The following is a 24,336-nucleotide window of genomic DNA, read 5'->3' as shown; positions in this document are numbered from 1 at the left end:
GCTATTCAATGCACAAGCAGCGTGCCTTTATCGGGCATCACGGTCCGGAACTGCTGGATGACGGGACCACCCGCTTCAGGATCTGGGCGCCCGATGCGCAAAACGTCAGTCTGATCGTGGTTGGCGCCCAAACACTGCCGATGACCGCCAACGAAGATGGCTGGTACAGCATCGATGCCCCTTACGGAGCCGGCACCCTCTACCGCTTTCTCATCGACGATGAGTTACAGGTGCCGGACCCCGCCTCCCGCGCCCAGGCCGGCGACGTGCACGCGCCCAGCCTGGTCGTCGACACCAGCAGCAACTATCTGTGGCGCAACCCGAACTGGCTGGGCCGTCCCTGGGAGGAAACCGTCCTCTACGAGATGCACGTCGGGCTGTACGGCGGCTTCGCCGCCATGGAAAAACACCTCGCCGACCTGGCGGAGCTTGGCGTTACCGCCATCGAGCTGATGCCGATCGCTGAATTCCCCGGCGATCGCAACTGGGGCTACGACGGCGTCCTGCCCTATGCGCCGGAAGCCGCCTACGGAAGCCCGGAAGAACTCAAGCACCTGATCGACACCGCCCACGGGCTGGGCCTGATGGTCTTTCTCGACGTGGTCTACAACCACTTCGGGCCGGACGGCAACTACCTGGGCCGCTATGCCAAGCACTTCTTCCGCCACGACCAGCAGACGCCCTGGGGCGACGGCATCGATTTCCGCCGCCGCGAAGTGCGCGACTTCTTCATCGACAACACCCTGATGTGGCTGTTGGACTACCGCTTCGACGGGCTGCGCTTCGACGCCGTGCATGCGATTCCCGACCGCAGTTTCCTCACCGAGCTGGCCGAGCGCGTGCACGCCAGCGTCGAGCCTGGCCGCCACGTGCACCTGGTACTGGAAAACGAGGACAACCGCGCCAGCCTGCTGACCGCCGGCTTCACTGCGCAGTGGAACGACGACGGCCACAACGTGCTGCATGCCCTGCTCACCGACGAGAGTCAGGGCTACTACGCCGACTATCACCAGGACGCCACGACCAAGCTGGCGCGTTTCCTCGGTGAAGGCTTCATCTACCAGGGGCAGAACAATCGTCGCGGTGAAGCACGTGGCGAGCCCAGCGGCCATCTGCCGCCGACCTCCTTCGTGCTGTTCCTGCAGAACCATGATCAGACCGGCAACCGCGCCTTCGGCGAGCGCCTGGTCAGCCTGGCCGATGCCGACGCATTGCGTGCTGCTACCGCCGTGCTGCTGCTGTCGCCCATGGTGCCGCTGTTGTTCATGGGCGAGGAATGGGGGGCGCGCCAACCATTCCTGTTCTTCACCAGCCACCACGGCGAACTGGCCGATGCAGTGCGCGAAGGGCGGCGCAACGAGTTCGCCGAGTTTGCCGAGTTCGCCGACGAAGCCACCCGCGAGCGCATTCCCGACCCCAACGCGGTTTCCACCTTCGAAAATTCGCGCCCGGATTTCAGCGCCCGCCAGGAACCTGGGCATGCCGAATGGTATGCGCTGTATCGCGAGTTGCTGAGCATCCGCCACCGGGAGATCGTGCCGCGCCTGCAGGGTGCGCACTTTCTCGAATCCCGTGTGCTGGCGCAAGCGGCGGTGCTCTCCCGCTGGCAGCTCGGCGATGGCAGCCGGCTGCGTCTGGAGCTCAACCTTGGCACCCAGGCCGCACCCCTTCCGACGGCATCGATCAGCGGCGAGCTGCTGTTCGCCAGCCGCGAGGCCACGCATGCGCATGACCAGTTGGCACCTCGTATGGCCAGGCTGTATCTGGAGAAAGCCACATGAGTGACGAAGCCCTGATCCGCCTGGCTGACGCAGCCGGGTTGTCCATCGACTGGGTGGACGCCGACAACCGTCAGCAGCGGGTGGAGCCGCAAGTACTGCGTGAAGTGCTCGGTTGCCTCGGACTCGAGGCAGATACCGATCAGCAGATCGAAGCCAGCCTGAAAGTCATCGCGCATCAGAACAACCACGGCGGCGTACCGCCGCTGCTGACCTGCGACCAGAACGCCGTGCTGGAGCTGGCGGCCTACTTCCCGCCGTCCAGCCGTTACGAACTGGTGGCCGAACAGGGCGACGTGCTGCACGGCACGCTGGACGACCAGGCACGGCTGCATGTGCCGGACACCCCCGGCTATCACCGCCTGAGGATCGACGAGACCGAACTGACCGTGGCGGTCGCGCCGCCCTCGTGCCCCACGGTTGCGCAGCTCGCCGGCCCGAACGCCTGGGGGCTGACGGCCCAGCTGTACAGCCTGCGCCGACCGGGCGACGGCGGGCTGGGCGACACCCAGGCGCTGGAAGCACTGGTGCGCAATGCCGGTGCCCATGGAGCCGACGCGCTAGGCATCAGCCCGGTGCATGCCATGTTCGGTGCGCATATCAATCAGTACAGTCCCTACTCGCCCTCCAGCCGACTGTTTTACAACGTGCTGCACGCGGCGCCGGGCTCCATTCTCGGCGAGTGGCCGGTGCGTCAGGCCATCGAGGCGTGCGGACTCGGCGAGGAGCTGGAGCGCCTCGAGCGACTGGACCTGATCGACTGGCCTGCCGTGGCGCAATCGCGTCAGCGCCTGCTGCGCCAGCTGTTCGACGACTTCAGCCAGGGCGAGAACCCGCAACAGGCCGATTTCGACAGTTTTCGCGCCAATGGCGGCGAAGCGCTGGAGAACCATTGTCGTTTCGAGGCGCTGCACCAGCATCTGCGTGACGCCGAAGGCCATCCGCAGCATTGGCCCAACTGGCCGCAGGACTACCGCGACCCGGCCAGCCCGGCAGTGGAACGCTTCGCCCGCGAACATGCCGACGAGGTCAGCTATCACGCCTTCGGCCAGTGGCTGATGGCGCGCGGGCTCGAGCGCGCACAGGTTGCCGCACGCAGCGCAGGCATGCGCATCGGTCTGGTCTCCGACCTTGCCGTCGGCGCCGACGGCGGTGGCAGCCAGGCCTGGAGCCGCCAGGGCGAACTGCTCGCTTCGCTGAGCGTCGGCGCACCGCCGGATGTGATGAACCGCGACGGACAGAACTGGGGCATCTCCGCGTTCTCGCCCTGGGGCCTGCGTCAGCATGGCTTCCGGGCCTATATCGAAATGCTGCGCGCCAATCTCGCCCACGCCGGCGGCATGCGCATCGACCACGTGCTGGGCCTCAAGCGCCTGTGGGTGGTGCCGGCCGGCGCCGACCCCAAGCGCGGCGTGTACCTCAACTTCCCCTTCGACGACATGCTGCGCCTGCTCTGCCTGGAGGCCTGGCGGCATCAGGCGGTGATCCTCGGCGAGGATCTCGGCACCATTCCCCACGGGTTTCGCGACGTGCTCGCCGCCAAGGGCATCCTCGGCATGCGGGTACTGCTGTTCGAACAGCACGACGGCCATTTCCAGCGTGCCGACCAGTATTCCGACCAGGCCCTGGCGACCAGTACCACCCACGACATCCCGACCCTGAGGGGCTGGTGGAACGGCCATGACATCGACTGGCGCATCAAGGTCGGTCAGGTGCAGGAAGCCGATCGCGATCAGCAATGGCGTTCCCGCGAACATGAGCGCGCCGGGCTCAACCGTGCGCTCTGCGAGGATGGCGGAAAAGATCCTCATCATCTGCTGAGCGCCGAACAAGCCGTCGATGCAGCGGCCTGTTTTCTCGGCCACACCCGCGCGCCGCTGGTGTTGTTTCCGGTCGAGGACGCCCTCGGCCTGGAGGAACAGACCAACATGCCGGGCATCGTCGAAACCCATCCCAACTGGCGTCGCCGCTATCCCGGCGACAGTGCAACGCTGCTCGACGGCGAAGCCAGCCGCCGGCGCCTGGAATGCCTGGCGCAGGCACGCCGCAACCATCGTGGAGCTGCGCATCGATGAAAGACCTTACCGCGACCCTGCGACTACAGTTTCACCGCGACTTCACCCTGGATCACGCCACCGCACTGGTGGATTACTTCGCCGAACTCGGCATCAGCCACATCTACGCTTCACCGCTGCTCACAGCCCGCCCGGGCTCCATGCACGGCTATGACGTGATCGACCCGACCCGCATCAACCCGGAACTGGGCGGCGAGCCGGCGCTGCAGCGTCTCGTTGAGGCCCTGCGCGGCAAGGGCATGGGACTGATCCTGGACATCGTCTCCAACCACATGGCCGTGGGTGGTTCCGGTAACGCCTGGTGGCTGGACGTGCTCGAATGGGGTCGCCGCAGCCCCTATGCGCAGTTCTTCGACATCGAATGGAATTCGCCGGACCCCCTGCTCGAAGGGCAGCTGCTGGTGCCCTTCCTGGGCAGTGACTATGGCGAGGCGCTGCAACAGGGCACCGTTAAACTGCGCCTGGATATCGACAATGGCGCCCTGTACGCCGAGCACTACGAGCATCGCTTCCCGATCACCCCGCCGAGCTACGGCGAGGTACTGCGCGCCGCCGAGCATCCGCAGCTGCGGGCGCTGGCACAGCATTTCGATGCACTGAAGACCGAGCCGGCGCCTTACCAGACCGCTCGCCTGCTGCGGGCCGACCTGGCCGAACAGCTGCAGGACGCTGAAACGCGACAGGCGCTGGAGCAGGCGCTGAACTGCTACGACTCGACCAGCGAGGACGGCTTCAAGCGCCTGCACGGCCTCCTTGAACGCCAGCATTATCGACTGGCCAGCTGGCGCACCGCCGGCGACGACATCAACTGGCGACGCTTCTTCGACATCAACGAGCTGGGCGGCCTGCGCGTCGAGCGGCCGGTGGTGTTCGAGGAAACCCACGCCAAGATCTTCGAGCTGATCGGCGACGGCCTGGTCGATGGCCTGCGCATCGACCACATCGACGGTCTGGCCGACCCACGCGGCTACTGCCGGCGCCTGCGCCGTCGTGTCGACCGGCTCAATGCCGGCCGTCCGTCGGAAGCGGTACAGGATCACGTGCCGATCTACGTCGAAAAGATCCTCGCCGGTGGCGAGCGACTGCATGACGACTGGGGCGTGGACGGCACCACCGGCTACGAGTTCATGAACCAGGTGTCGCTGCTGCAGCATGACCCGGCTGGCGAAGCGGTGCTCTGCTCGCTGTGGAGCGAGACCAGCGGGCGCACCACCGATTTCATGGAAGAGGCCCGCCAGGCCCGCCAGCTGGTGCTGACCGGTCCCTTGGCCGGCGATTTCGAAACCGTCGCCCAGGCGTTGCTACAGGTGGCTCGCGGCGACGTGATGACTCGCGACATCACCCTCGGCGCGATCCGTCGAGCGCTGCTGGAGCTGATCATTCACTTCCCGGTGTACCGCACCTATATCGCCGCGTCAGGCCGGCGCAAGGCGGACGAGCCGTTCTTCCAGCAGGCGCTGGAAGGCGCGAAGACAACCCTGGGCGAAGCGGACTGGCCGCTGCTGGAGCATCTGCAGCGCTGGCTGGGCGGCGAGAGTCTGCGTCAGCTGCCGCGCCACCTGCGCAAGATTCGCCGCTACGCCTGCACACGCTTCCAGCAGCTGACCTCGCCGGCGGCCGCCAAGGCCGTCGAAGACACCGCCTGCTACCGCTCCGGCATCCTGCTCTCGCGCAACGACGTGGGCTTCGACCCGCAGCACTTCAGCGCACCCGCGCAGGCCTTTCACGATGAATGCCTGCAACGCGTCGAGCATTTCCCGCGCAACCTGCTGACCACCGCCACCCACGATCACAAGCGCGGCGAGGACACCCGTGCGCGCATCGCGGTGCTCAGCGAGCGCGCCGACTGGTTCGCCGGCAAGGTCCGCCACTGGCGCGAACTGGCAGCAGGACAGATCCGCCAGCTGGACGATGGCCCCGCGCCCTCGCCCGCCGACGAGCTGATGCTGTTCCAGATCCTGCTCGGCAGCTGGCCGCTGGACCTGCAGGCGGACGACCGACCCGCCATGGAGCAGTACAGCGCGCGCATTCTGCAATGGCAGGAAAAGGCCTTGCGCGAAGCCAAGCTGCGCACCACCTGGAGCGATCCCAACGGCGACTACGAAGGCGCCTGCCGGCAATACGTGGAGCACCTGCTGCTGGCCGCCGAAGGCGCACCATTACGGGACGAAATCGCCGCCGCAGCCGCTGAGCTGGCGCCCGCCGGTGCATTGAACAGCCTCGTGCAGACCTTGCTGCGCATGACCACCCCCGGTGTGCCGGATCTCTACCAGGGCGCCGAGTTCTGGGACCTGAGCCTGGTGGACCCGGACAATCGCCGCCCCGTGGACTTCGCCGCGCGCCGCAACAGCCTCGAGCAGCCCGCAACGCCTGACCAGCTGCTGCAAAGCTGGCATGACGGTCGCATCAAACAGCTGGTGATCAGCCGCACGCTGCAGGCTCGTCGACGTTTTCCGCGGCTGTTCACCGAGGGCCGTTATCTGCCGCTTTCGGTGAGCGGCGAGCAGGCCGAGCGCCTGCTCGCCTTCGCTCGCGAACTGGACGGGCAATGGCTGGTGGTGGTGGTGCCGCGGCTGGCTGCCGGCCTGCTGAGCGACAGCAGACAACCTCGGATTCCAGCGCAGCGTTGGGGCGATACCCGCATCGCATTGCCCGAGGCGCTGGACGGTAGTGAGTTCGAGCGACTTTTCGACGGAACGACAGTCACATCCCAACAAGCCAGCCTCGAGGCTGCGCGCGTTCTGGACGGCTTGTCGGTGGCCGTCCTGCATACGTCTACGAGAGCAACAGGAGAATCCCAACAATGAGTGCAGAAGAAAAACGTATCCGCGAGTTCGCCTACCAGATCTGGCAGTCCGAAGGCTGCCCGCACGGTGAGGAAGAGCGTCACTGGGAGATGGCTCGCAAGCTGGTCGAGGCCGAAAAAGGGGCCCCCGTGGCCAAACCGGCGACCCGCGCGCGCAAAACCGCCACCAAGCCCACCGACGCCACACCGAAGGTCAAGGAAGCGCCGGCTGCGAAGCCCCGCGCGAGCCGTGCCAGTGCCAAGGCTGATACCGCCAAGGCGGACACCGACGCCAAGGCCGGCACACCGGAAACCATCAAGAAGACCCGTACCCCGCGCGCAAAGAAGGAAAGCTGACCGGCGGCAGGCAATCTTGTCGGCGTCGGTTCGGTCTAATGACCGTCCGCGCCGACAGGCGCTTCGCTGTGCCTTCCTGAATCCGTCCTTGGAGTTTTCAATGAGTAAGAAAAAGCCCCACGCGCCACAGGTCATGACCCCTTCCAGGATTCGCGAGGGCCTGCCCTTCCCTCTCGGGGCGACCTGGGACGGCTTGGGCGTGAATTTCGCCATCTTTTCCGCACACGCCACCAAAGTGGAGCTGTGCCTGTTCGATGCCAGCGGTGAAACCGAGATCGAGCGCATCGAACTGCCCGAGTACACCGACGAGATCTGGCACGGCTACCTGCCCGACGCCCACCCCGGTCAGATCTATGGCTATCGCGTGCACGGGCCCTACGACCCGGAGAACGGTCATCGCTTCAACCCCAACAAGCTGCTCATCGACCCCTACGCCAAACAACTGGTGGGCGAGCTGAAATGGTCGGAAGCGCTGTTCGGCTACACCATCGGCCATCCCGACGGCGATCTCAGCTTCGACGAGCGCGACAGCGCGCCCTTCGTGCCCAAGTGCAAGATCATCGACCCGGCCTTCACCTGGGGCCGCGACCATCCGGTGCAGGTGCCCTGGGATAAGACGATCATCTACGAGACCCACGTGCGCGGTTACACCATGCGCCACCCGTCCGTGGCCGATGACGTACGCGGCACCTTCGCCGGCTTCAAGACGCCGGAAGTCATCGACTACATCCGCAAGCTCGGCGTCTCTTCCGTCGAGTTCCTGCCCATTCATGCCTTCGTCCAGGACCAGCATCTGCTGGAAAAGGGCATGAGCAACTACTGGGGCTACAACAGCATCGCCTTCTTCGCACCGCATCCGAAGTATCTGGCCAGCGGCAAGATCACCGAATTCAAGGAAATGGTCGCGCACCTGCACAATGCCGACCTCGAGGTGATCCTCGACGTGGTCTACAACCACACGGCCGAAGGCAACGAGCTGGGCCCGACGCTGTCCATGCGCGGCATCGACAATGCCTCCTACTATCGCCTGATGCCGGACGACAAGCGCTACTACATCAACGATTCCGGCACCGGCAATACGCTGGACATGAGCCACCCCTGCGTACTGCAGATGGTCACCGATTCGCTGCGCTACTGGGCCACCGAGATGCACGTGGACGGCTTCCGCTTCGACCTGGCGACCATTCTCGGTCGCGAGCACTACGGCTTCGACGAGCGTCACGGCTTCCTCGTCGCCTGTCGCCAGGACCCGGTGCTGGCCAAGACCAAGCTGATCGCCGAACCTTGGGACTGCGGCCCCGGCGGCTATCAGGTCGGTGGCTTCCCACCGGGCTGGGCCGAGTGGAACGACCAGTTCCGCGACACCGTGCGGTCGTTCTGGAAAGGGGATGACGGCCAGCTGGCCGACTTCGCCAGCCGCCTGACCGGCTCCGGCGACCTCTACAACCAGCGCGGGCGTCGGCCGTTCAGCTCGGTCAACTTCGTCACCGCCCACGACGGCTTCACCCTCAAGGACCTGGTGTCGTACAACCACAAGCACAACGAGGACAACGACGAGGACAACCGCGACGGCAGCGACAACAACCTGTCCTGGAACCACGGCGTGGAAGGCCACACCGACGATCCGGAGATCAACGAGCTGCGCTATCGGCAGATGCGCAACTTCCTCGCCACGCTGCTGTTCTCCCAGGGCACCCCGATGATCGTCGCCGGTGACGAGTTCGCCCGGACCCAGCACGGCAACAACAACGCCTATTGCCAGGACAGCGAGATCGGCTGGGTGAACTGGGACATCAGCGAGGACAGCTACGGCCTGCTGGGCTTCGCCCGCAAGCTGATCCGCCTGCGTCAGCGCTTCCCGATGCTGCGCCGCAGCCGCTTCCTGGTCGGCGCCTACAACGAGGAACTGGGGGTCAAGGATGTCACCTGGCTGGCGCCGAATGCCGAAGAGATGACCATCGAGCAGTGGGAAGATGCACACAACCGCTGCATGGGCATGCTCCTCGACGGCCGTGCCCAGCCGACCGGCATCCGCCGCGCCGGTTCGGATGCGACGCTGCTGATCATCGTCAACTCGCACCACGACCTGGTGAATTTCACGCTGCCCGAGGTGCCCCAGGGCATCTACTGGAACCGCCTGATCGACACCAACCACCCCACCGCGCGGCCGGAACGTTTCGACTTCAACGACGAGTACGCCGTCACCGGCCGCTCGCTGTTGCTGCTGGAACTGATCAAGGCTGACGAGTGATGAAGCGCCCCGGACCGTGACAGGTTCGGGGCGACGTCGCCTGGCCCGTCGCGTTCTGACGCTGTCGGCTGCCCACACCGCTACGGCGTGGGCTCCCGCTTCGGCCGGCCGGGGCGTCCGTCCGCATTTCTCGCAACGACAAAAACCACCTGGAAAAACGACATGCGGCAGTGAACCTCGCCGCGTGACGCCAGTCCCAAAATCCAGCGCGGCCCCCTTAAACAACCAACGGATTCGTTCTGCTCGTCGCCGGCAGCCTTGTCTTTTCCGTGATGGATCACACGTCATGCTCTCTCTGCGACCGCTCATCTATCCCCTTCTGCTACTGATCGGGCTGGCTCCGCTGGCTCCCAGCTTCGCCTCCAGCAAGCAAGCGAAAGCAACCGACAAACCGGGCTCGGTACGGCTGCTCATCAACCGTGCCGGCAGCGGCAAGGCCATGGATGTCAGCAATACCCTGGAGGTACCGGTGGAGGTGACGCTGCGCCTGACGCGCATGGTCAACGTGGCGGGCGTCGGCAACGGCGTGATCCGCAAGACGGTGCCGGCCAACAGCCGAGTACGCGTCGCCACGCTGAGCAAGCGTCAGGCGGGCGGGCCGATCATGTTCAAGCACTCGTTCAGCTATGCGCTGATCTTCTCGCCGGAGCCGGATCAGCCTGGTGTCGTCGATGGCCCGGCCTACGCCCTGCCGTGGCAAGGAGGACCGTTCCGGATCTCCCAGGGCGCCGGCGGCGACTTCAGTCACAACTCGCCGAGCGGCCGTTATGCGGTGGATATCGCGATGCCGGTGGGCACGCCCATCGTCGCGGCCCGCGCCGGGACCGTGGTGAAGGTTCGCGACGGCCAGGGCGGGCGGCTGCCCGACCCGGCCGGCAACCATGTGCGCATCGAGCACGACGACGGCACCCACAGCGCCTATCTGCACCTGAGCCGGGGCTCGGTGCGGGTCAAGCCGGGGCAGCGCGTGGAAGTCGGCACGCTGCTCGGCAAGTCCGGCAATACGGGCCGCAGTACCGGCCCACACCTGCATTTCGTGGTACAGAAGCCCTACGGCGCGGCGATGGTGTCGATCCCCTTCCGCTTCAACCAGCCGGTGGAATCGCTGCCCAACTTCGCGCTGAGCAGCCAGTGATGAACTAGAGCATGCGCTGCATGATGTCGTCGCGCTTCACCAGCCGGTGATACAGCGCAGCGCCGATATGCCCGATCACCAGCAGTACGGTCAGCCAGGCCAGCGGCGAGTGCAGACCACCGATCGAGGCCGCCCAGGCGATCTCAGGCCCCTTCTCCACCAGCTGCTGGCCGAACACCTTCAGACCGTAGCCATTGCCGACCAGATAGAGCACGCCGGTGATCGGCATCGCCACCATGCAGGCATACAGCGCCAGGTGCCCAGCCTTGACCAGCCAGGCCGTGGCCGGGTCGTGCAGCGGCCGTCGGCTCAGCTGGCTGGCCGACCAGAAGATCCGCAGCAGCACCAGAACCAGCAGCACGGCCCCCAGAGAAACGTGCCAGGGCACCAGCGTCTGCCCGACCCAGTGCTCCCCCTCTTCGATGCGGTCACCCAGCTTGAGGAACTGCCAGACGATCAGCAGCGCCATCAGCCAGTGAAATACCCGAGAAACGGTGCCATAGCGGCTTCTGGAATCCAGCGCGCGGTTTTCGGCCGGCTGTGCGGCTGGCTCGGCACCGGTTTCGGTCTGCCAGGCGATGCCAAGCGGCTCGTCGCCGGCCATGCGCGCTAGGTGATCGGCGACCACTTTCTGCAATTGCTGCAGCTGTGCCCGATCGGTGGACTCCAACCGCGCGTCCAGCACGCCCTCGTTGGCGCGCAGGCTGCAGCGGCCGAGCGGCAGTTCGATGTCGCCGCCCTGCTCGTCCAGCTGCACGGGAAACTTGTGCCGCCAGTGATTGCACAGGCGCTTGATCAGGCGCGACGGATTGCTCGCCGTGATTCGGCTTTGTGATCGGTACATGGTGTTCCCCTCGATGAAATGTGCGCGTCAGCCAAAACGGTAGGCTGACAGCGTGGTGTGCATGACGCGGTCGCTGAAGACCTTGCGTCCGTTCGAATCACCCGCTGCGCCGGCAGCCACCAGCAGCGGGATCAGGTGTTCCTCGGCCCTCGGCGGATGACACAGGCGCGCCGCCGGAGCGTCTTCCCAGCGCTGCAGCGCCCGGTCTCGCTCGCCGGGCGGCAGTTCGACCGCAGCGGTGAGCCAATGATCGAATTCGTCCGAAATCGGAGCGAAACGCGGGTCGCCATAGCCGCGCATGTTGTGAAAGCTCATGCCGCTGCCGACGATCAGTACGCCCTCGCCGCGCAACGCCTGCAGCGCGCGACCGGCCTCGATGTGTGCCCGCGGGTCGAGGTCGCTGCGCAACGAGAGTTGCACCACCGGGATGTCCGCGTCCGGGAACATCAGCTTCAGCGGGATGAACATGCCGTGGTCGAAGCCACGCTGGGCATCCTCACGACCGCCAAGTGCCGCACCGTCGAGCAAGCCGGCGATTCGGCTGGCCAGTGCCGGATCGCCCGGTGCCGGATAGCGCAGTTCATAGGTGTGCGGCGGAAAGCCGTGATAGTCGTAAATCAGCGTGGGGCGTGCGGCCGTGGTCACGCTGAAGGTCGACTGCAGCCAGTGGCCGGAAACCAGGACAATGGCGGTCGGCCTCGCCGGCAGGGTCGCGGCGATGCCCTTTAGGAAGGCCGCCATGGCATTCCAGGCGGTTGGCGGGTTCCAGTCCATGAAGAAACAAGGGCCGGCACCGTGCGGTACGAACAGGGTCGGTATTGTCTGGCCGGCGCCCGACGTGCTGAATGAGGTCATCGCATGAACTCCCGGAACGGATATGCGGGCATCATGGCTTACACTCAGAGGTGCGAGAACCTGGCATTACAAGGCGACACCTTTTACTGATAGTGAGAAATACCATGCTCGATCGCATCACCGGCATGCGTGTGTTCGTTCGCGCTGCCAGCGCTGGAAGCCTGTCGGCAGCAGCGCGGCACCTGGAGATGTCCCCGGCGATGGCCAGCAAGCACGTGGATGCGCTGGAACGCCGCCTGGGCGTCAAGCTGTTCCATCGCAGCACCCGCCGCCTGAGCCTGACCGAGGCAGGCGGCAACTACCTGGAGGCTTGCCAGCGCATCCTCCCGGAGATCGACGAGGCGGAAGCCAGCGTCGCCTCCCAGCGGGTGGAAGCCACCGGGCTGCTACGGATGAACGTGCCCTTGACCTTCGGCACGCAGTTCATCGCCCCGCTGATCCCCGAATTCAGCCGCCGCCATCCGGCGGTAAAGGTGGAGCTGGGCCTGACCGACAGCCAGGTCGACCTGCTCGATGGTGGCTGGGACATGGCCGTGCGCATCGGCCGACTCGAGGACAGTCCCTTGCAGGCCAGGCGTCTGGCAGATTGCCCGCTGCTGGTGTGCGCCGCGCCGAGCTATCTGGACCAGCGGGGCGTACCGCGCAGTGTCGCTGACCTCGGCCAGCACAACTGCCTGGGCTACAGCCTTTCGGCGCTGGCGGGGGGCAAGCACTGGGCCTTCGGCGAGCACGCCGAGCTGCGCGTCGCCGTCAGCGGCGACCTGCTCGCCAACAACGGCGAGGCGCTGGTGGCGGCGGCCGTGGGCGGCCAGGGGGTGATCTATCAGCCGCAGTTCATCGTCGCCTCCGCCCTGCGCAGCGGCGAGCTGGTGGCGCTGGAGCTGGACCAGCCGTGCATGGGGCTGGGTGGCATTCATGTGGTCTACCCGCCTGACCGGCGGCCGCCGGCCAAGGTCCGGGTCATGATCGATTACCTGGTCGACGCCTTTGCCGGCGAGCTGCCCTGGAGCCTGCCGCCCGCCTGACCGCCCTTCCCGCCTTTCAGCCGGTCACCCTAGTCGTCCGCAGCAGCCTTACCCCCCTAGAAAGCGGCGAGCCCACGTCGCATCGAAATCGCCGCACCAGAAAAAGATGAACCGCCAACGCCGGGAAAAGTCGGAACAGATGTGCCCGGCGAATCCCGTCGTGCGCGCGAGTATTCCAGTACCCCGCGGAGCCTTCGATCCGAACATTCGCGCCGGTCTTCTTTCCCGCCGTGCAGCCTGCTCGTCCGCTCCGCCAGCATCCGTCCCGGTCCGCGAGCCGGGCCAATGGAGTGACCATGAAAGCTGTTGTCTACCACGCCGTTGGCGATATCCGTTTCGAAGACGTGCCGGAACCACGCATCCTGGCGCCCACCGATGCCATTGTGCGCATCACCGCATCGGCGATCTGCGGCACCGACCTGCACTTCGTGAGGGGCACCGTCAGCGGCATGCAGCCGGGCACCATTCTCGGCCACGAAGGTGTCGGCATCGTCGAAGCCCTGGGCGCCGATGTGCGCAACCTGCAGATCGGTGATCGGGTCGTCATCCCCTCCACCATCGCCTGTGGCAACTGTTCCTATTGCCGGGCCGGCTACTTCGCCCAGTGCGATGGCGCCAACCCGAACGGCAAGGAGGCCGGCACCTCGTTCTATGGCGGTCCGCAGACCACCGGACCATTCCATGGTCTGCAGGCTGAGAAGGCCCGTATCCCGTTCGCCAACATCGGGCTGGTCAAACTGCCACCGGAGATCAGCGACGATCAGGCGATTCTGCTCTCTGACATCTTCCCCACCGGCTACTTCGGCGCCGAGATGGCCGAGGTGGGCAGCGGCGACACCGTGGCGGTGTTCGGGTGCGGCCCGGTGGGCCAGTTCGCCATTGCCAGCGCCAAGCTGCTGGGCGCTGGCCGGGTGTTCGCCATCGACCGCCATGACGATCGTCTGCGCATGGCGCAGCGCCAGGGCGCGGAGGCGATCAACTTCGATCGCGAAGACCCCGTCGAGACGCTCAAGCGGCTCACCGGCGGTATCGGTGTTGACCGGGTGATCGATGCCGTGGGCGTGGATGCCGAACATGGTTGCTGCGGCGCCGCGGCGACCTCCAGCTCGGCTCAGGGTCAGCTCTGGCAGCCCGGCGATGCTCCCTCCCAGGCGCTGGAATGGGCGGTGCAGAGCATCGCCAAGGCCGGCACGCTGTCGATCATAGGCGTCTACCCACCAGATGCGATGACCTTCCCCATCGGCATGGCGATGAACAAGAACATCACCATCAACATGGGCAACTGCCACCACCGCAAGTACATCCCGCGGCTGATCGAGATGGTCCAGGCGCGGCGTATCGACCCGGCGAAGATCCTCACCCAGGTGAAGCCGATGACCGACGTGATCGCGGCCTTCGAGTCGTTCGATCGACGGCAGAACGGCTGGATCAAGGTTGAACTGCAGCCACAACGCAGCGATGCGCGCGGCAGCGAAGAGCGGGTGCTGGATGAGGCGGTGGCCGAAACCTTCCCCGCCAGCGACCCGACCAGCATGCAGAATCCACGCTGACCCGAGGGCAGGCCATGGCGGGTATCCACATCGGCATCTCCGGCTGGCGTTACGCGCCCTGGCGCGGCGACTTCTACCCCAAGGGGCTGACGCAGAAAAAGGAGCTGCGTTTCGCCTCGCGGGCGGTGAGCAGCATCGAGATCAACGGTTCGTTCTATTCACTGCAGACCCCGGAGCGCTACGCGGACTGGTACGAGGACACGCCCGAGGGCTTCGTCTTCAGCATCAAGGGGCCGCGCTACATCACCCACATCCGCCGGCTCAACGAGGTGGAAAAGCCGCTGGCCAACTTCTTCGCCTCGGGCATCTTCCAGCTCAAGGAAAAGATGGGGCCGATCCTCTGGCAGTTCCCACCCTCGTTCAAGTTCGATCCCGAGCTGTTCGAATCCTTCCTCCGCCAGCTGCCCCACGACAGCGAAGCGGCGCTGGCTATCGCCAAGGGTTGCGAACCACGCATGGAAGGTCGCAGCTACCTGGCCATCGACCGCAAGCGCCCCATGCGCCATGCGGTGGAGATCCGCCACACGAGCTTCGTCGATCCCGCCTTCGTCGACCTGCTGCGCAAGTACCGGGTCGCCCTGGTGGTGGCCGATACCGCAGGCAAATGGCCGCACCAGGAAGATCTCACCAGCGACTTCGTCTACATCCGCCTGCACGGTGCCGAGGAGCTCTACACCAGCGGCTACACCGATGCCGCACTGGATGACTGGTGTCAGCGGATCAGACGCTGGAGCGAGGGCAGCCAGCCCGACGACGCACGGCTGATCAGCGAGAAGAAACCGCGGGCCCGGCGTTCGCGGGACGTGTACTGCTATTTCGACAACGACGTGAAGGTCCGCGCGCCCTACGACGCGCGGCAACTGCTGCGCCGGCTCGGCCTGGACGAACAGCTGCAGGCCACGCCCGGTCAACTAGAAGGAGCAATGGTTTGACCCTGGACAAAGACCATCCCATCGAAAGCGCCGATCTCGATGCCCACATGGCCACGGCGGTCAATTCGATCCGCATCCTCACGGTCAACACCCACAAGGGCTTCACCGCCCTCAACCGCCGCTTCATCCTGCCCGAGCTGCGCGAAGCGGTGCGCAGCGTGTCAGCGGACGTGGTGTTCCTGCAGGAGGTGCTGGGCACTCACGAAAAGCACGCGATGCGCTTTCACAACTGGCCGAAGACGCCCCAGTACGAGTTTCTCGCCGACAGCATCTGGACCGATTTCGCCTACGGGCGCAATGCGGTCTATCCCGACGGCGACCATGGCAACGCCCTGCTCTCGAAATTTCCCATCATCCGCTACGAGAACCTCGACATCTCCATCGCCGGCCCCGAGCGTCGCGGCCTGCTGCACAGCGTGCTGCAAGTGCCGGGGCACGAGGAGTTCCATGCCATCTGCGTGCACCTGGGGTTGCGTGAGCCGCATCGCGCGCAACAGCTGGAGCTGCTCTGCAACCTGCTCGACTCGCTGCCCCAGGGTGCCCCGGTGGTGGTGGCCGGTGACTTCAACGACTGGCGGCTACGGGCTACGCACACCCTGGACCGCTGCGCCGGCCTGCACGAAGTGTTCGCCGTCGCCCATGGCCAGGTGGCCAAGACCTTCCCCGCGCGCTGGCCGATGCTGCGCCTGGACCGCATCTATGTGCGCAATGCCACCAGTCACAAGCCGCGAATACTTGGTAACAAACCCTGGACGCACTTGTCCGATCATCTGCCCCTAGCGGTGGAGATACATCTATGAGTTACCACTGGAGAGACGGGAATCGCCTTCAGTTACTGGAAAACGGCGAAGAGTTCTTTCCTCGAGTGTTCGAGGTCATCGCCCAGGCCAAGAAAGAGGTGTTGCTGGAAACCTTCATCCTGTTTCAGGACAAGGTCGGCAACGAGTTGCAGAAAGCTCTGATCGCTGCGGCAGAGAATGGCGCCAGCGTCGACGTCACGGTCGACGGCTACGGCTCGGCCGACCTGCATGGCGAGTTCGTCACGGCCATGACCCGTGTGGGCGTACGCATCCACATGTTCGACCCCGGCAAGCGTCTGCTCGGCCGCCGGCTCAACGTGTTCCGCCGTATGCACCGCAAGATCGTGGTGGTCGATGGCGAGGTTGCCTTCATCGGCGGCATCAACTTCTCCGCCGATCACCTCGGTGACTTCGGCCCTGCTGCCAAGCAGGACTACGCCCTACAGGTGGAAGGCCCGGTGGTGCGCGACATCCATCACTTCGCCCTGAGCCAGATCGCCCCGAACAAGCCGCCGCAGCACCGCTGGTGGCGACGCCGCGTGCGCCAGCAGACGCCGGGCTACGGCCGCATCAGCCGCGGCGAGGCACGCGCACTGTTCGTCGTTCGCGACAACGATCAGCACCGCAACGACATCGAAGAGCACTACCTGCAAGCGATTCGAGATGCCCGCTCCAGGTTATTGATTGCAAACGCTTATTTCTTTCCCGGATACCGCGTACTGCGGGAAATCCGCAATGCCGCGCGACGCGGTGTACGGGTGCGGCTGATCCTCCAGGGCGAGCCGGACATGCCCATCGCCAAGTTCGGCGCGCGCATGCTCTACAACTACCTGATGCGCGACGGCGTGGAAATTCACGAATACTGCCGCCGACCGTTGCACGGCAAGGTGGCGCTGGCTGACTACGAATGGTCCACGGTGGGTTCGAGCAACCTCGACCCGCTGAGCCTGTCGCTGAATCTGGAAGCCAACCTGATCATCCGCGACCACGTGTTCAATCGACATCTGCACGAGCGGCTCGATCATCTGCTGCAGACCGACTGCCGGCGCATCCCCCTTGAACGGATCATCCGCGGCTTCTGGTGGCGCGCACCGCTGGCGTTTCTGATCTTCCATTTCCTGCGGCACTTCCCTGGACTGGTGAACCTGTTCCCCGAGCACAAGCCGCGCCTGGAGCTGATCGACGCCGACGCATCGCCACTCGATACCGTGCCCGCCCCCATTCAGCGAGAACAACGATGAGCGAGACCACCCAGGGCGAGGCGAAGAGCGGCTGGCGCCGTCGTTGGCCGCTGATCAAGAAGATCCTGACGTACGTCTTCTTCGCGCTGGTTGCCGGCCTGCTGATCGGCCTGGCGCGCAACCTCGACTGGCAGGAGGTCTACAACACCTTGCGCAACTACCAGGCGAAGACCCTGTGGATGGCGGGAGCGGCGGCATTCGGCAGTTACGTCGTGTACTGCTTTTTCGATGTGCTGGGTAAACGCTATGCGCGCCACGACCTGCCGGTCCGGCAGATCCTTCCGGTGACCTTCGTCTGCTATGCCTTCAATCTCAACCTGAGCGCCTGGGTGGGCGGCATCGCCCTGCGCTTTCGCCTGTACTCGCGCCTTGGCCTGAAGCCCGCGCAGATCACCCGGGTGTTCACCATGAGCGTCCTGACCAACTGGCTGGGCTACATGTGGCTGGCAGGGCTCATCTTCGCCATGGGCTGGATCGAGCCGCCGGCCAGCTGGGAGATCGGCTTCACCGCCCTGCGCGTGGTAGGCGGTGGCCTGTTGGTGGCGTGCGTGGTGTACCTGGGCCTGTGCGGCTTTTCCAGACGGCGTTCCTGGATCATCCGCGGCCACGAGATTCAGCTGCCATCGCTGCGCCTGGCGCTGATCCAGCTGGTCCTCGGGGCGGCCAACTGGTCGCTGATGGCGCTGGTGGTCTATTACATGCTGTCGCAGCAGGCGGACTATCCCGAGGTGCTGGGCATCCTGATGATCAGCAGCATCGCCGGCGTGGTCGCCCACATTCCCGCCGGGCTCGGGGTGATCGAGGCGGTGTTCGTCGCCATGCTCGCCGACGAGATGAGCAAGGGCGCCATCGTCGGCGGCCTGATCGGATATCGGGTGATCTACTTCCTGATCCCGCTGCTGTTCGCCACGCTGGTCTACGTGGTGCTCGAAGCGCGGGCGAAGAAGCTGCGCAGCAGCAACCAGGCCGGTGACCAGGAGCCGGTTTCCCAGGAAACGGGCTGAGGGACCGCAGCATCTGTGGGACGCGGTCTTGATCGCGCATCTCGCTGTGCAGTCCGCCGCCACGCGTTAACAAGCTGTTGAATTCACCTAAAAAAACGCCGCTCAGGTTGCCCCGAGCGGCGTTCTTCATCGCTGCAGCCTTCAGACCTGCGGTCGCAATACCAGCACGCCCAGCGGCGGCAGGGTCAGCGACAGCGAAACCTTCTCGCCGTGACTCTCCACCGGCTCGGCCAGGATGCCGCCGCCGTTGCCGGTATTGGAGCCGCCGTAGCACTCGGCGTCGCTGTTGAAAACCTCCAGCCACCTGGCATCCACCGGCACACCGATGCGATAGCCCTTGCGCACCACCGGGGTGAAGTTGCCGACCACCAGCAGCGGATGGCCGGTCGAGCTCTTGCGCAGCCAGGCGAATACGCTGTTGGCGCGATCATCGCCGATCAGCCACTGGAAACCGCGCGGGTCGCTGTCCAGTTCGTGCAGCGCCGGCTCCTGGCTATACAGGCGGTTAAGGTCGCGCACCAGGTTCTGCACGCCACGGTGATCAGCGTCTTCCAGCAGATGCCAATCCAGCTCGCGGTCGTGGTTCCACTCGCGCCACTGACCGAACTCGCTGCCCATGAATAGCAGCTTCTTGCCCGGGTGGGTCCACATGAATGACAGATAGGCGCGCAGGTTGGCGAACTTCTGCCAGCGGTCGCCCGGCATCTTGTCGATCAGCGAGCCTTTGCCGTGCACCACCTCGTCATGGGAGATCGGCAGCACGAAATGCTCGGAATAGGCGTAGACCATGCCGAAGGTCAGCTTGTCGTGATGGTACTGCCGGTGGATCGGATCTTCCTGGATGTACTTGAGCGTGTCGTGCATCCAGCCCATGTTCCACTTGTAGGAAAAGCCCAGCCCACCTTCGCTGGTCGGCTTGCTGACGCCGGGAAAGGCGGTGGACTCCTCGGCGATCACCAGCGCGCCGGGGGTCTCGGTGGCCACCACATCGTTCAGGTGACGAAGGAAATCGATCGCCTCCAGGTTCTCGCGCCCGCCATGGCGGTTGGGAATCCATTCGCCATCCTTGCGCGAATAATCCCGGTAGAGCATCGAGGCCACCGCGTCCACGCGCAGCGCATCGACGTGGAACTCGCGCAGCCAATGCAACGCCGAGGCCAGCATGAAGCCATGCACCTCGGTGCGACCGAGGTTGTAGATGTAGGTATCCCAGTCCTGGTGGAAGCCCTCGAACGGGTGGGCGTACTCGTACAGCGCAGTGCCATCGAACTCGCCCAGGCCATGAGCGTCGGTGGGGAAATGCGCCGGCACCCAGTCGAGGATCACGCCGATACCCGCGTTGTGGCAGGCGTCGACGAACTCGGCGAAGTCGTGGGCATTACCGTAGCGCGCGCTGGGAGCGAACTGCGAAAGCAGCTGGTAGCCCCAGGAGCCGCCGAACGGGTGCTCCATTATCGGCATCAGCTCGATATGGGTGAAGCCCATGTCCACCACGTAAGGGATCAGCCGCTCGGCCAGCTCGTGCCAGTTGTACATTCGCCCGTCGTCGCCACCCTCGCGTCGCCACGACCCGGCATGCAGCTCGTAGATGCTCATCGGCGCCTCGAGTGACTGGCGCGCGGACCGCTGTTGCAGCCAGGCCTGGTCCTTCCACTGATAGTCCAGTGGCCGGGCGATGACCGATGCGGTTCCCGGCGGATGCTCGGTGGCGAGTGCGACGGGATCAGCCTTCAGCGGCAGGATGCCGTTGGGGCCGAGAATCTCGTACTTGTAGGTATCGCCGGGCTGCAGGCGCGGAATGAACAGCTCCCATACGCCGGACGGAAAGCGCAGCCGCATCGGGTGTCGGCGTCCGTCCCAGCCATTGAAGCTGCCGACTACCGAGACCCGCCGCGCATTGGGTGCCCATACGGCGAAACGCACACCCTGCACACCGTCGACCTCGATCACCTGGGAGCCGAACACCCGGCCGATCTGCCGATGGTTGCCCTCGGAGAACAGATGCATGTCCAGCTCGCCCAGCTGCGGACCGAAGCTGTACGGGTCTTCGGTGATCTGCTCACCGCCGGCCCAACGAATGCGCAGCAGGTAGGGTTGCTGGTGAGTCAGACGGGCGACGAAGAAGCCGGGCACCTGGCCCTGCTCCATCACCGTCAGCAATTGCTGGTTGCGGTCCAGCACTTCCGCGCCCAACGCGTTGGGCAGGTAGGCGCGCACCACCATTGCTTCGCCATCGGGGTGCGGCCCGAGAACGGAGAACGGGTTGCCATGCTCGGCTCGCACCAGAGCATCGACATCGGCGTCACTAGGCATCAGGGTTTCCCCTGGCATGGTCAGGGCCGGGCGATCAGTCATTGGAATCTCCATCGAAAAGCTGTTGTGCCAGGGCCATCAGCCCCTGTAGCGGGACGGGCAACCAGGTCGGACGGTTCTCCGCTTCGTAAACGATCTCGTACGCGCATTTCTCCAGGCTGAACAGTAGCAGTGCAGCATTCGCGCCATCCTGCTCCTGCCAGGCATGTGGCAGCTCCCGGGTGGCCTCGCGGTACGCATCGAGGAAGGCTTGTTGTGCGCTGCGCTGGTAGCTCGCGGCAATGCGCTGGCGAGCCTGATCGGCCTCCGGCGTGCTGTCGCTGACCTGTGCACCACGAATGGTCATGGCCGCGGCGTATTCGAACGAGCGCAGCAGGCCTGAGACATCCTTGAACGGGCTGTGTTTCGCTCGCCGTTCGTCTAGCGAACGGGCCGGCTCGCCCTCGAAGTCGATGAAATACGCATCGCCCTGCACCACCAAAACCTGCCCGAGGTGCAGGTCGCCATGCACGCGGGTGCGCACGCCCCCCACCGTTCTAGCTGCCAGACGTTTCACTTGTGCGAGCAGCTGATCGCGGCGCTGGAGCAGCTGCCCCACCGCGGCGGCATCCCTGCGCTCGAGAGTGGAACGGTGTTCGTCGATCCGCTGCAGTGCCTGCTCGAGCTGGGCGCTGATGCTCTGCGCCCACTGCTCGACGTTCGCCGGGCTGGTGATTTCGTAGGCAAATGCGGCATCGTCGGTGTCCGCTGCCAGGGCCATGTGCATCTCGCCCAGACGCTGCCCGAGCAGCCGGTTGAAGGCCTGCAACTCGTCGAGGGCACTGAACTGGTTCTCGTGCATCGATACACCGCCGGCGATTTCGTCGCGTACGGCGCGGTCGAGGTTGTTCAGCGTCCAGACCCAGGCGTCACCCTGGCTGTCGAGGAAGTGCTGGATCACCATCAGCGCCACCGGCTCGCCCTGCTTGTTGATCCGGCTGACCTGCCCGAGCATGCCGGAAATGTGGGCGAAACCGCGCGCGGTGAGGAACCCGCCCATTTCCAGTTCAGGGTGAATCCCCGCTGCCACGCGACGGAGCAGCTTGATCATCACCTTGTTGTCGATGATCGCCGAACTGTTGGACTGCTCTGCCGAAATGAATCGTACCTCGGGCTGCTCCGGCAACTGCAGATCGTCCAGTTGCGGCATCGGCACAAAGCGGATTTCACCGTCGCTGCACGGCAACACCAGCTCGTCGCGCAGTCCCTGGATCACAGCGGCGCTGAACTGCTCGAGGGCGAAGGCATCGGTCATCAGCCCTACCTGTGGGCCGCGGCGTACTCGGGCCAATGCCAGCTGCTGGGGCAGCGCGGTGCCGAAATCAGATTCGTCGAGGAAACCCAGCGGCAACTGGTAGAGGTCGCTGCGCCCGGCCGATTCCACGCAGAGTTCACTGAGCAGCACCGGCCGGTTCGGGTCGCCGAAGGGTACGCAGTAGCTGATGCGGATCGAGTCGATTGCCACATCCTTGGCCGCGAACCAGCGCCGCTTCGGCAGATAGGCCGGCAGCGACTCGGCTTCCAGCGTGCGTCGATTGGCGGCGGTCAGGGTGTCGAGGCGCTTGAGTACCAGGGTCTGGAAGTCCGGCATGGTCTCCACCGGCTCCTGATGCCAGCTGGGCATCTGGTTGGTGGGCGCCAGCTGGAACCAGTAGAACCCGTAGGGCGGCAGTGTCAGCAGGTAGGGCAGCTGGCCGATGGGTGGAAAGGCGCTGCCGCCGACCATCTCCACCGGGACCATGCCGGCGTACTGCGACATTTCCAGTTCCGCCGCCTGGGCCGAACGCGAGACATTGGCCACGCAGAAGATGATCTCGGTCTGGCCATCCGCCCCGGTGAATTCACGCAGATAGGCCAGGATGCGCCGGTTGCTCGGCGCCAGCATCTTCAGCGTGCCGCGGCCGAAGGCCTTGAACTGCTTGCGGATGGTGAGCATCCGCCGTGTCCAGTTCAGCAGCGAATGGGGGTCGCGCTGCTGCGCCTCCACGTTGATGGTGTAGTAGCCGTAGAGCGGGTCCATCACCGGCGGCAGCACCAGGTTCGGCGGGTCGGCGCGGGAGAAACCGCCGTTGCGGTCCACCGACCACTGCATGGGCGTGCGCACACCGTCGCGATCGCCGAGGAAGATGTTGTCACCCATGCCGATCTCGTCACCGTAGTAGATCACCGGCGTGCCCGGCATGGAGAGCAGCAGGCTGTTGAGCAGTTCGATGCGGCGACGGTCGCGCTCCAGCAGCGGCGCCAGACGCCGACGGATGCCGAGGTTGATGCGTGCCCGCTTGTCCGAGGCGTAGTAGTTCCACAGATAGTCACGCTCGCGATCGGTGACCATCTCCAAGGTCAGCTCATCGTGGTTGCGCAGGAAGATCGCCCACTGACAGTTGTCCGGGATGTCCGGCGTCTGCCGCAGGATGTCGGTGATCGGAAAGCGGTCTTCCTGGGCGATGGCCATGTACATGCGCGGCATCAGCGGGAAGTGGAACGCCATGTGGCATTCGTCGCCAGGGCCGCCGTCTTCGCCGCCGAAGTACAGCTGGGTATCCTCCGGCCACTGGTTGGCCTCGGCCAGCAACATGCGATCGGGGTAGTTGGCGTCGATCTCGGCGCGGATGGCCTTGAGCACCGCGTGGGTCTCGGGCAGGTTTTCGTTGTTGGTGCCGTCACGCTCGACCAGGTAGGGAATCGCGTCCAGGCGCAGACCGTCGATGCCCATGTCCAGCCAGAAGCGCATGACGGCCAGTACCGCCTTCATCACCTGCGGGTTGTCGAAATTCAGATCCGGCTGGTGGGAATAGAAGCGGTGCCAGAAGTACTGTTTGGCCACCGGATCCCAGGTCCAATTGGACTTCTCGGTGTCGAGAAAGATGATCCGCGTGCCCTGGTATTTGTCGTCGGTGTCGGACCAGACGTAGAAATTGCGCGCCGCCGAGCCCTTCTTCGCCTTGCGCGCCCGCTGGAACCAGGGATGCTGGTCCGAGGTGTGGTTGATGACCAGCTCGGTGATCACCCGCAGCCCGCGCTTGTGCGCTTCGGCAATGAAGCGCCGTGCATCGGCCATGTTGCCGTACTCGGGATGCACGCCGCGGTAATCGGCAATGTCGTAGCCATCGTCGCGCCGCGGCGAGGGATAGAACGGCAGCAGCCAGATGGTGTTCACGCCCAGGTCGGCGATGTAATCCAGCTTCTCGATCAGCCCGACGAAGTCACCAACGCCGTCATTGTTGGAATCGTAGAAGGATTTCAGGTGCACCTGGTACACCACCGCGTCCTTGTACCAGAGCGGATCCTTGATGAATGCGGCCGGTTTGCGCGGTTTTGCCATGTTGTTCATTCCTGTCGCAATGAAGGGCCG

16 protein-coding genes are annotated in these 24,336 nt (G+C 65.0%); 12 read left to right on the top strand and 4 right to left on the bottom strand.

The annotated features are described in order from the left end of the window. The first annotated feature begins 8 nt into the window (after positions 1-8). The 6 genes from treZ to VF716_RS04835 all read left to right on the top strand — a co-directional run bounded on the left by treZ (position 9) and on the right by VF716_RS04835 (position 10,381). Positions 9-1,781: a malto-oligosyltrehalose trehalohydrolase gene (treZ, locus tag VF716_RS04860; protein ID WP_049324404.1), complete on the top strand. Its 1,773-nt coding sequence runs from the start codon at positions 9-11 to the stop codon at positions 1,779-1,781. Next, complete coding sequence (gene malQ / locus VF716_RS04855; RefSeq protein ID WP_049324402.1) at positions 1,778-3,853, top strand: 4-alpha-glucanotransferase; 2,076 nt, start codon at positions 1,778-1,780, stop codon at positions 3,851-3,853. Before treZ ends, malQ begins: the two co-directional genes overlap by 4 nt. Continuing rightward, on the top strand, positions 3,850-6,660 hold the full coding sequence (locus VF716_RS04850; RefSeq protein ID WP_049324401.1) for a malto-oligosyltrehalose synthase: 2,811 nt from the start codon (positions 3,850-3,852) through the stop codon (positions 6,658-6,660). Before malQ ends, VF716_RS04850 begins: the two co-directional genes overlap by 4 nt. Further along, positions 6,657-6,995 (top strand): DUF2934 domain-containing protein, encoded by a 339-nt coding sequence (locus VF716_RS04845; protein ID WP_013982816.1) that lies wholly within the window; start codon positions 6,657-6,659, stop codon positions 6,993-6,995. The genes VF716_RS04850 and VF716_RS04845 overlap by 4 nt, the downstream gene beginning before the upstream one ends. A gap of 100 nt (positions 6,996-7,095) precedes the next feature. Then, positions 7,096-9,246, top strand: coding sequence for a glycogen debranching protein GlgX (glgX, locus tag VF716_RS04840; protein WP_049326132.1), 2,151 nt, complete (start codon positions 7,096-7,098; stop codon positions 9,244-9,246). A 286-nt stretch (positions 9,247-9,532) separates the two neighbouring features. Then, complete coding sequence (locus VF716_RS04835) at positions 9,533-10,381, top strand: M23 family metallopeptidase (protein ID WP_011913275.1); 849 nt, start codon at positions 9,533-9,535, stop codon at positions 10,379-10,381. A 4-nt stretch (positions 10,382-10,385) separates the two neighbouring features. Here the strand turns inward: VF716_RS04835 and VF716_RS04830 are convergent, their stop codons facing one another. Together VF716_RS04830 and VF716_RS04825 are read right to left on the bottom strand one after the other, a co-directional pair. Then, positions 10,386-11,225, bottom strand: coding sequence for a DUF2218 domain-containing protein (locus VF716_RS04830; RefSeq protein ID WP_049326131.1), 840 nt, complete (start codon positions 11,223-11,225; stop codon positions 10,386-10,388). Positions 11,226-11,252: 27 nt separating this feature from the next. Beyond that, a complete protein-coding gene (locus tag VF716_RS04825) occupies positions 11,253-12,080 on the bottom strand; it encodes a DODA-type extradiol aromatic ring-opening family dioxygenase (protein WP_049326130.1) in 828 nt (275 codons plus the stop codon). 104 nt (positions 12,081-12,184) lie between these two features. On the opposite strand from VF716_RS04825, the gene VF716_RS04820 reads away from it, so the two are divergent. The 6 genes from VF716_RS04820 (at position 12,185) to VF716_RS04795 (ending at position 18,632) form a co-directional block, all read left to right on the top strand. Then, positions 12,185-13,105, top strand: coding sequence for a LysR family transcriptional regulator (locus VF716_RS04820; RefSeq protein ID WP_049326129.1), 921 nt, complete (start codon positions 12,185-12,187; stop codon positions 13,103-13,105). Between the two features lie 296 nt (positions 13,106-13,401). After that, entirely contained in the window at positions 13,402-14,655 is a 1,254-nt protein-coding gene (locus tag VF716_RS04815) for a zinc-dependent alcohol dehydrogenase (RefSeq protein ID WP_011913279.1), read from the top strand. Positions 14,656-14,669: 14 nt separating this feature from the next. Beyond that, entirely contained in the window at positions 14,670-15,587 is a 918-nt protein-coding gene (locus VF716_RS04810) for a DUF72 domain-containing protein (protein ID WP_011913280.1), read from the top strand. Continuing rightward, positions 15,584-16,387, top strand: a complete 804-nt coding sequence (locus tag VF716_RS04805) for an endonuclease/exonuclease/phosphatase family protein (protein WP_013982822.1) — start codon at positions 15,584-15,586, stop codon at positions 16,385-16,387. The genes VF716_RS04810 and VF716_RS04805 overlap by 4 nt, the downstream gene beginning before the upstream one ends. Beyond that, on the top strand, positions 16,384-17,628 hold the full coding sequence (gene clsB / locus VF716_RS04800; protein WP_049326128.1) for a cardiolipin synthase ClsB: 1,245 nt from the start codon (positions 16,384-16,386) through the stop codon (positions 17,626-17,628). The genes VF716_RS04805 and clsB overlap by 4 nt, the downstream gene beginning before the upstream one ends. Continuing rightward, entirely contained in the window at positions 17,625-18,632 is a 1,008-nt protein-coding gene (locus tag VF716_RS04795) for a lysylphosphatidylglycerol synthase domain-containing protein (RefSeq protein ID WP_049326127.1), read from the top strand. The genes clsB and VF716_RS04795 overlap by 4 nt, the downstream gene beginning before the upstream one ends. A gap of 141 nt (positions 18,633-18,773) precedes the next feature. Here the strand turns inward: VF716_RS04795 and glgB are convergent, their stop codons facing one another. After that, positions 18,774-20,987 (bottom strand): 1,4-alpha-glucan branching protein GlgB, encoded by a 2,214-nt coding sequence (glgB, locus tag VF716_RS04790; protein WP_350424153.1) that lies wholly within the window; start codon positions 20,985-20,987, stop codon positions 18,774-18,776. Further along, positions 20,980-24,306, bottom strand: a complete 3,327-nt coding sequence (gene treS, locus VF716_RS04785; RefSeq protein ID WP_125856198.1) for a maltose alpha-D-glucosyltransferase — start codon at positions 24,304-24,306, stop codon at positions 20,980-20,982. Before treS ends, glgB begins: the two co-directional genes overlap by 8 nt. Positions 24,307-24,336: the final 30 nt, after the last annotated feature.

This window comes from Stutzerimonas sp. Brlt_14 (genome assembly GCF_051948915.1).
GTDB lineage: Bacteria > Pseudomonadota > Gammaproteobacteria > Pseudomonadales > Pseudomonadaceae > Stutzerimonas > Stutzerimonas stutzeri.
The sequence above is the reverse complement of the archived record's forward strand: the minus strand, read 5'-3'. Positions and strand labels throughout refer to the sequence as shown.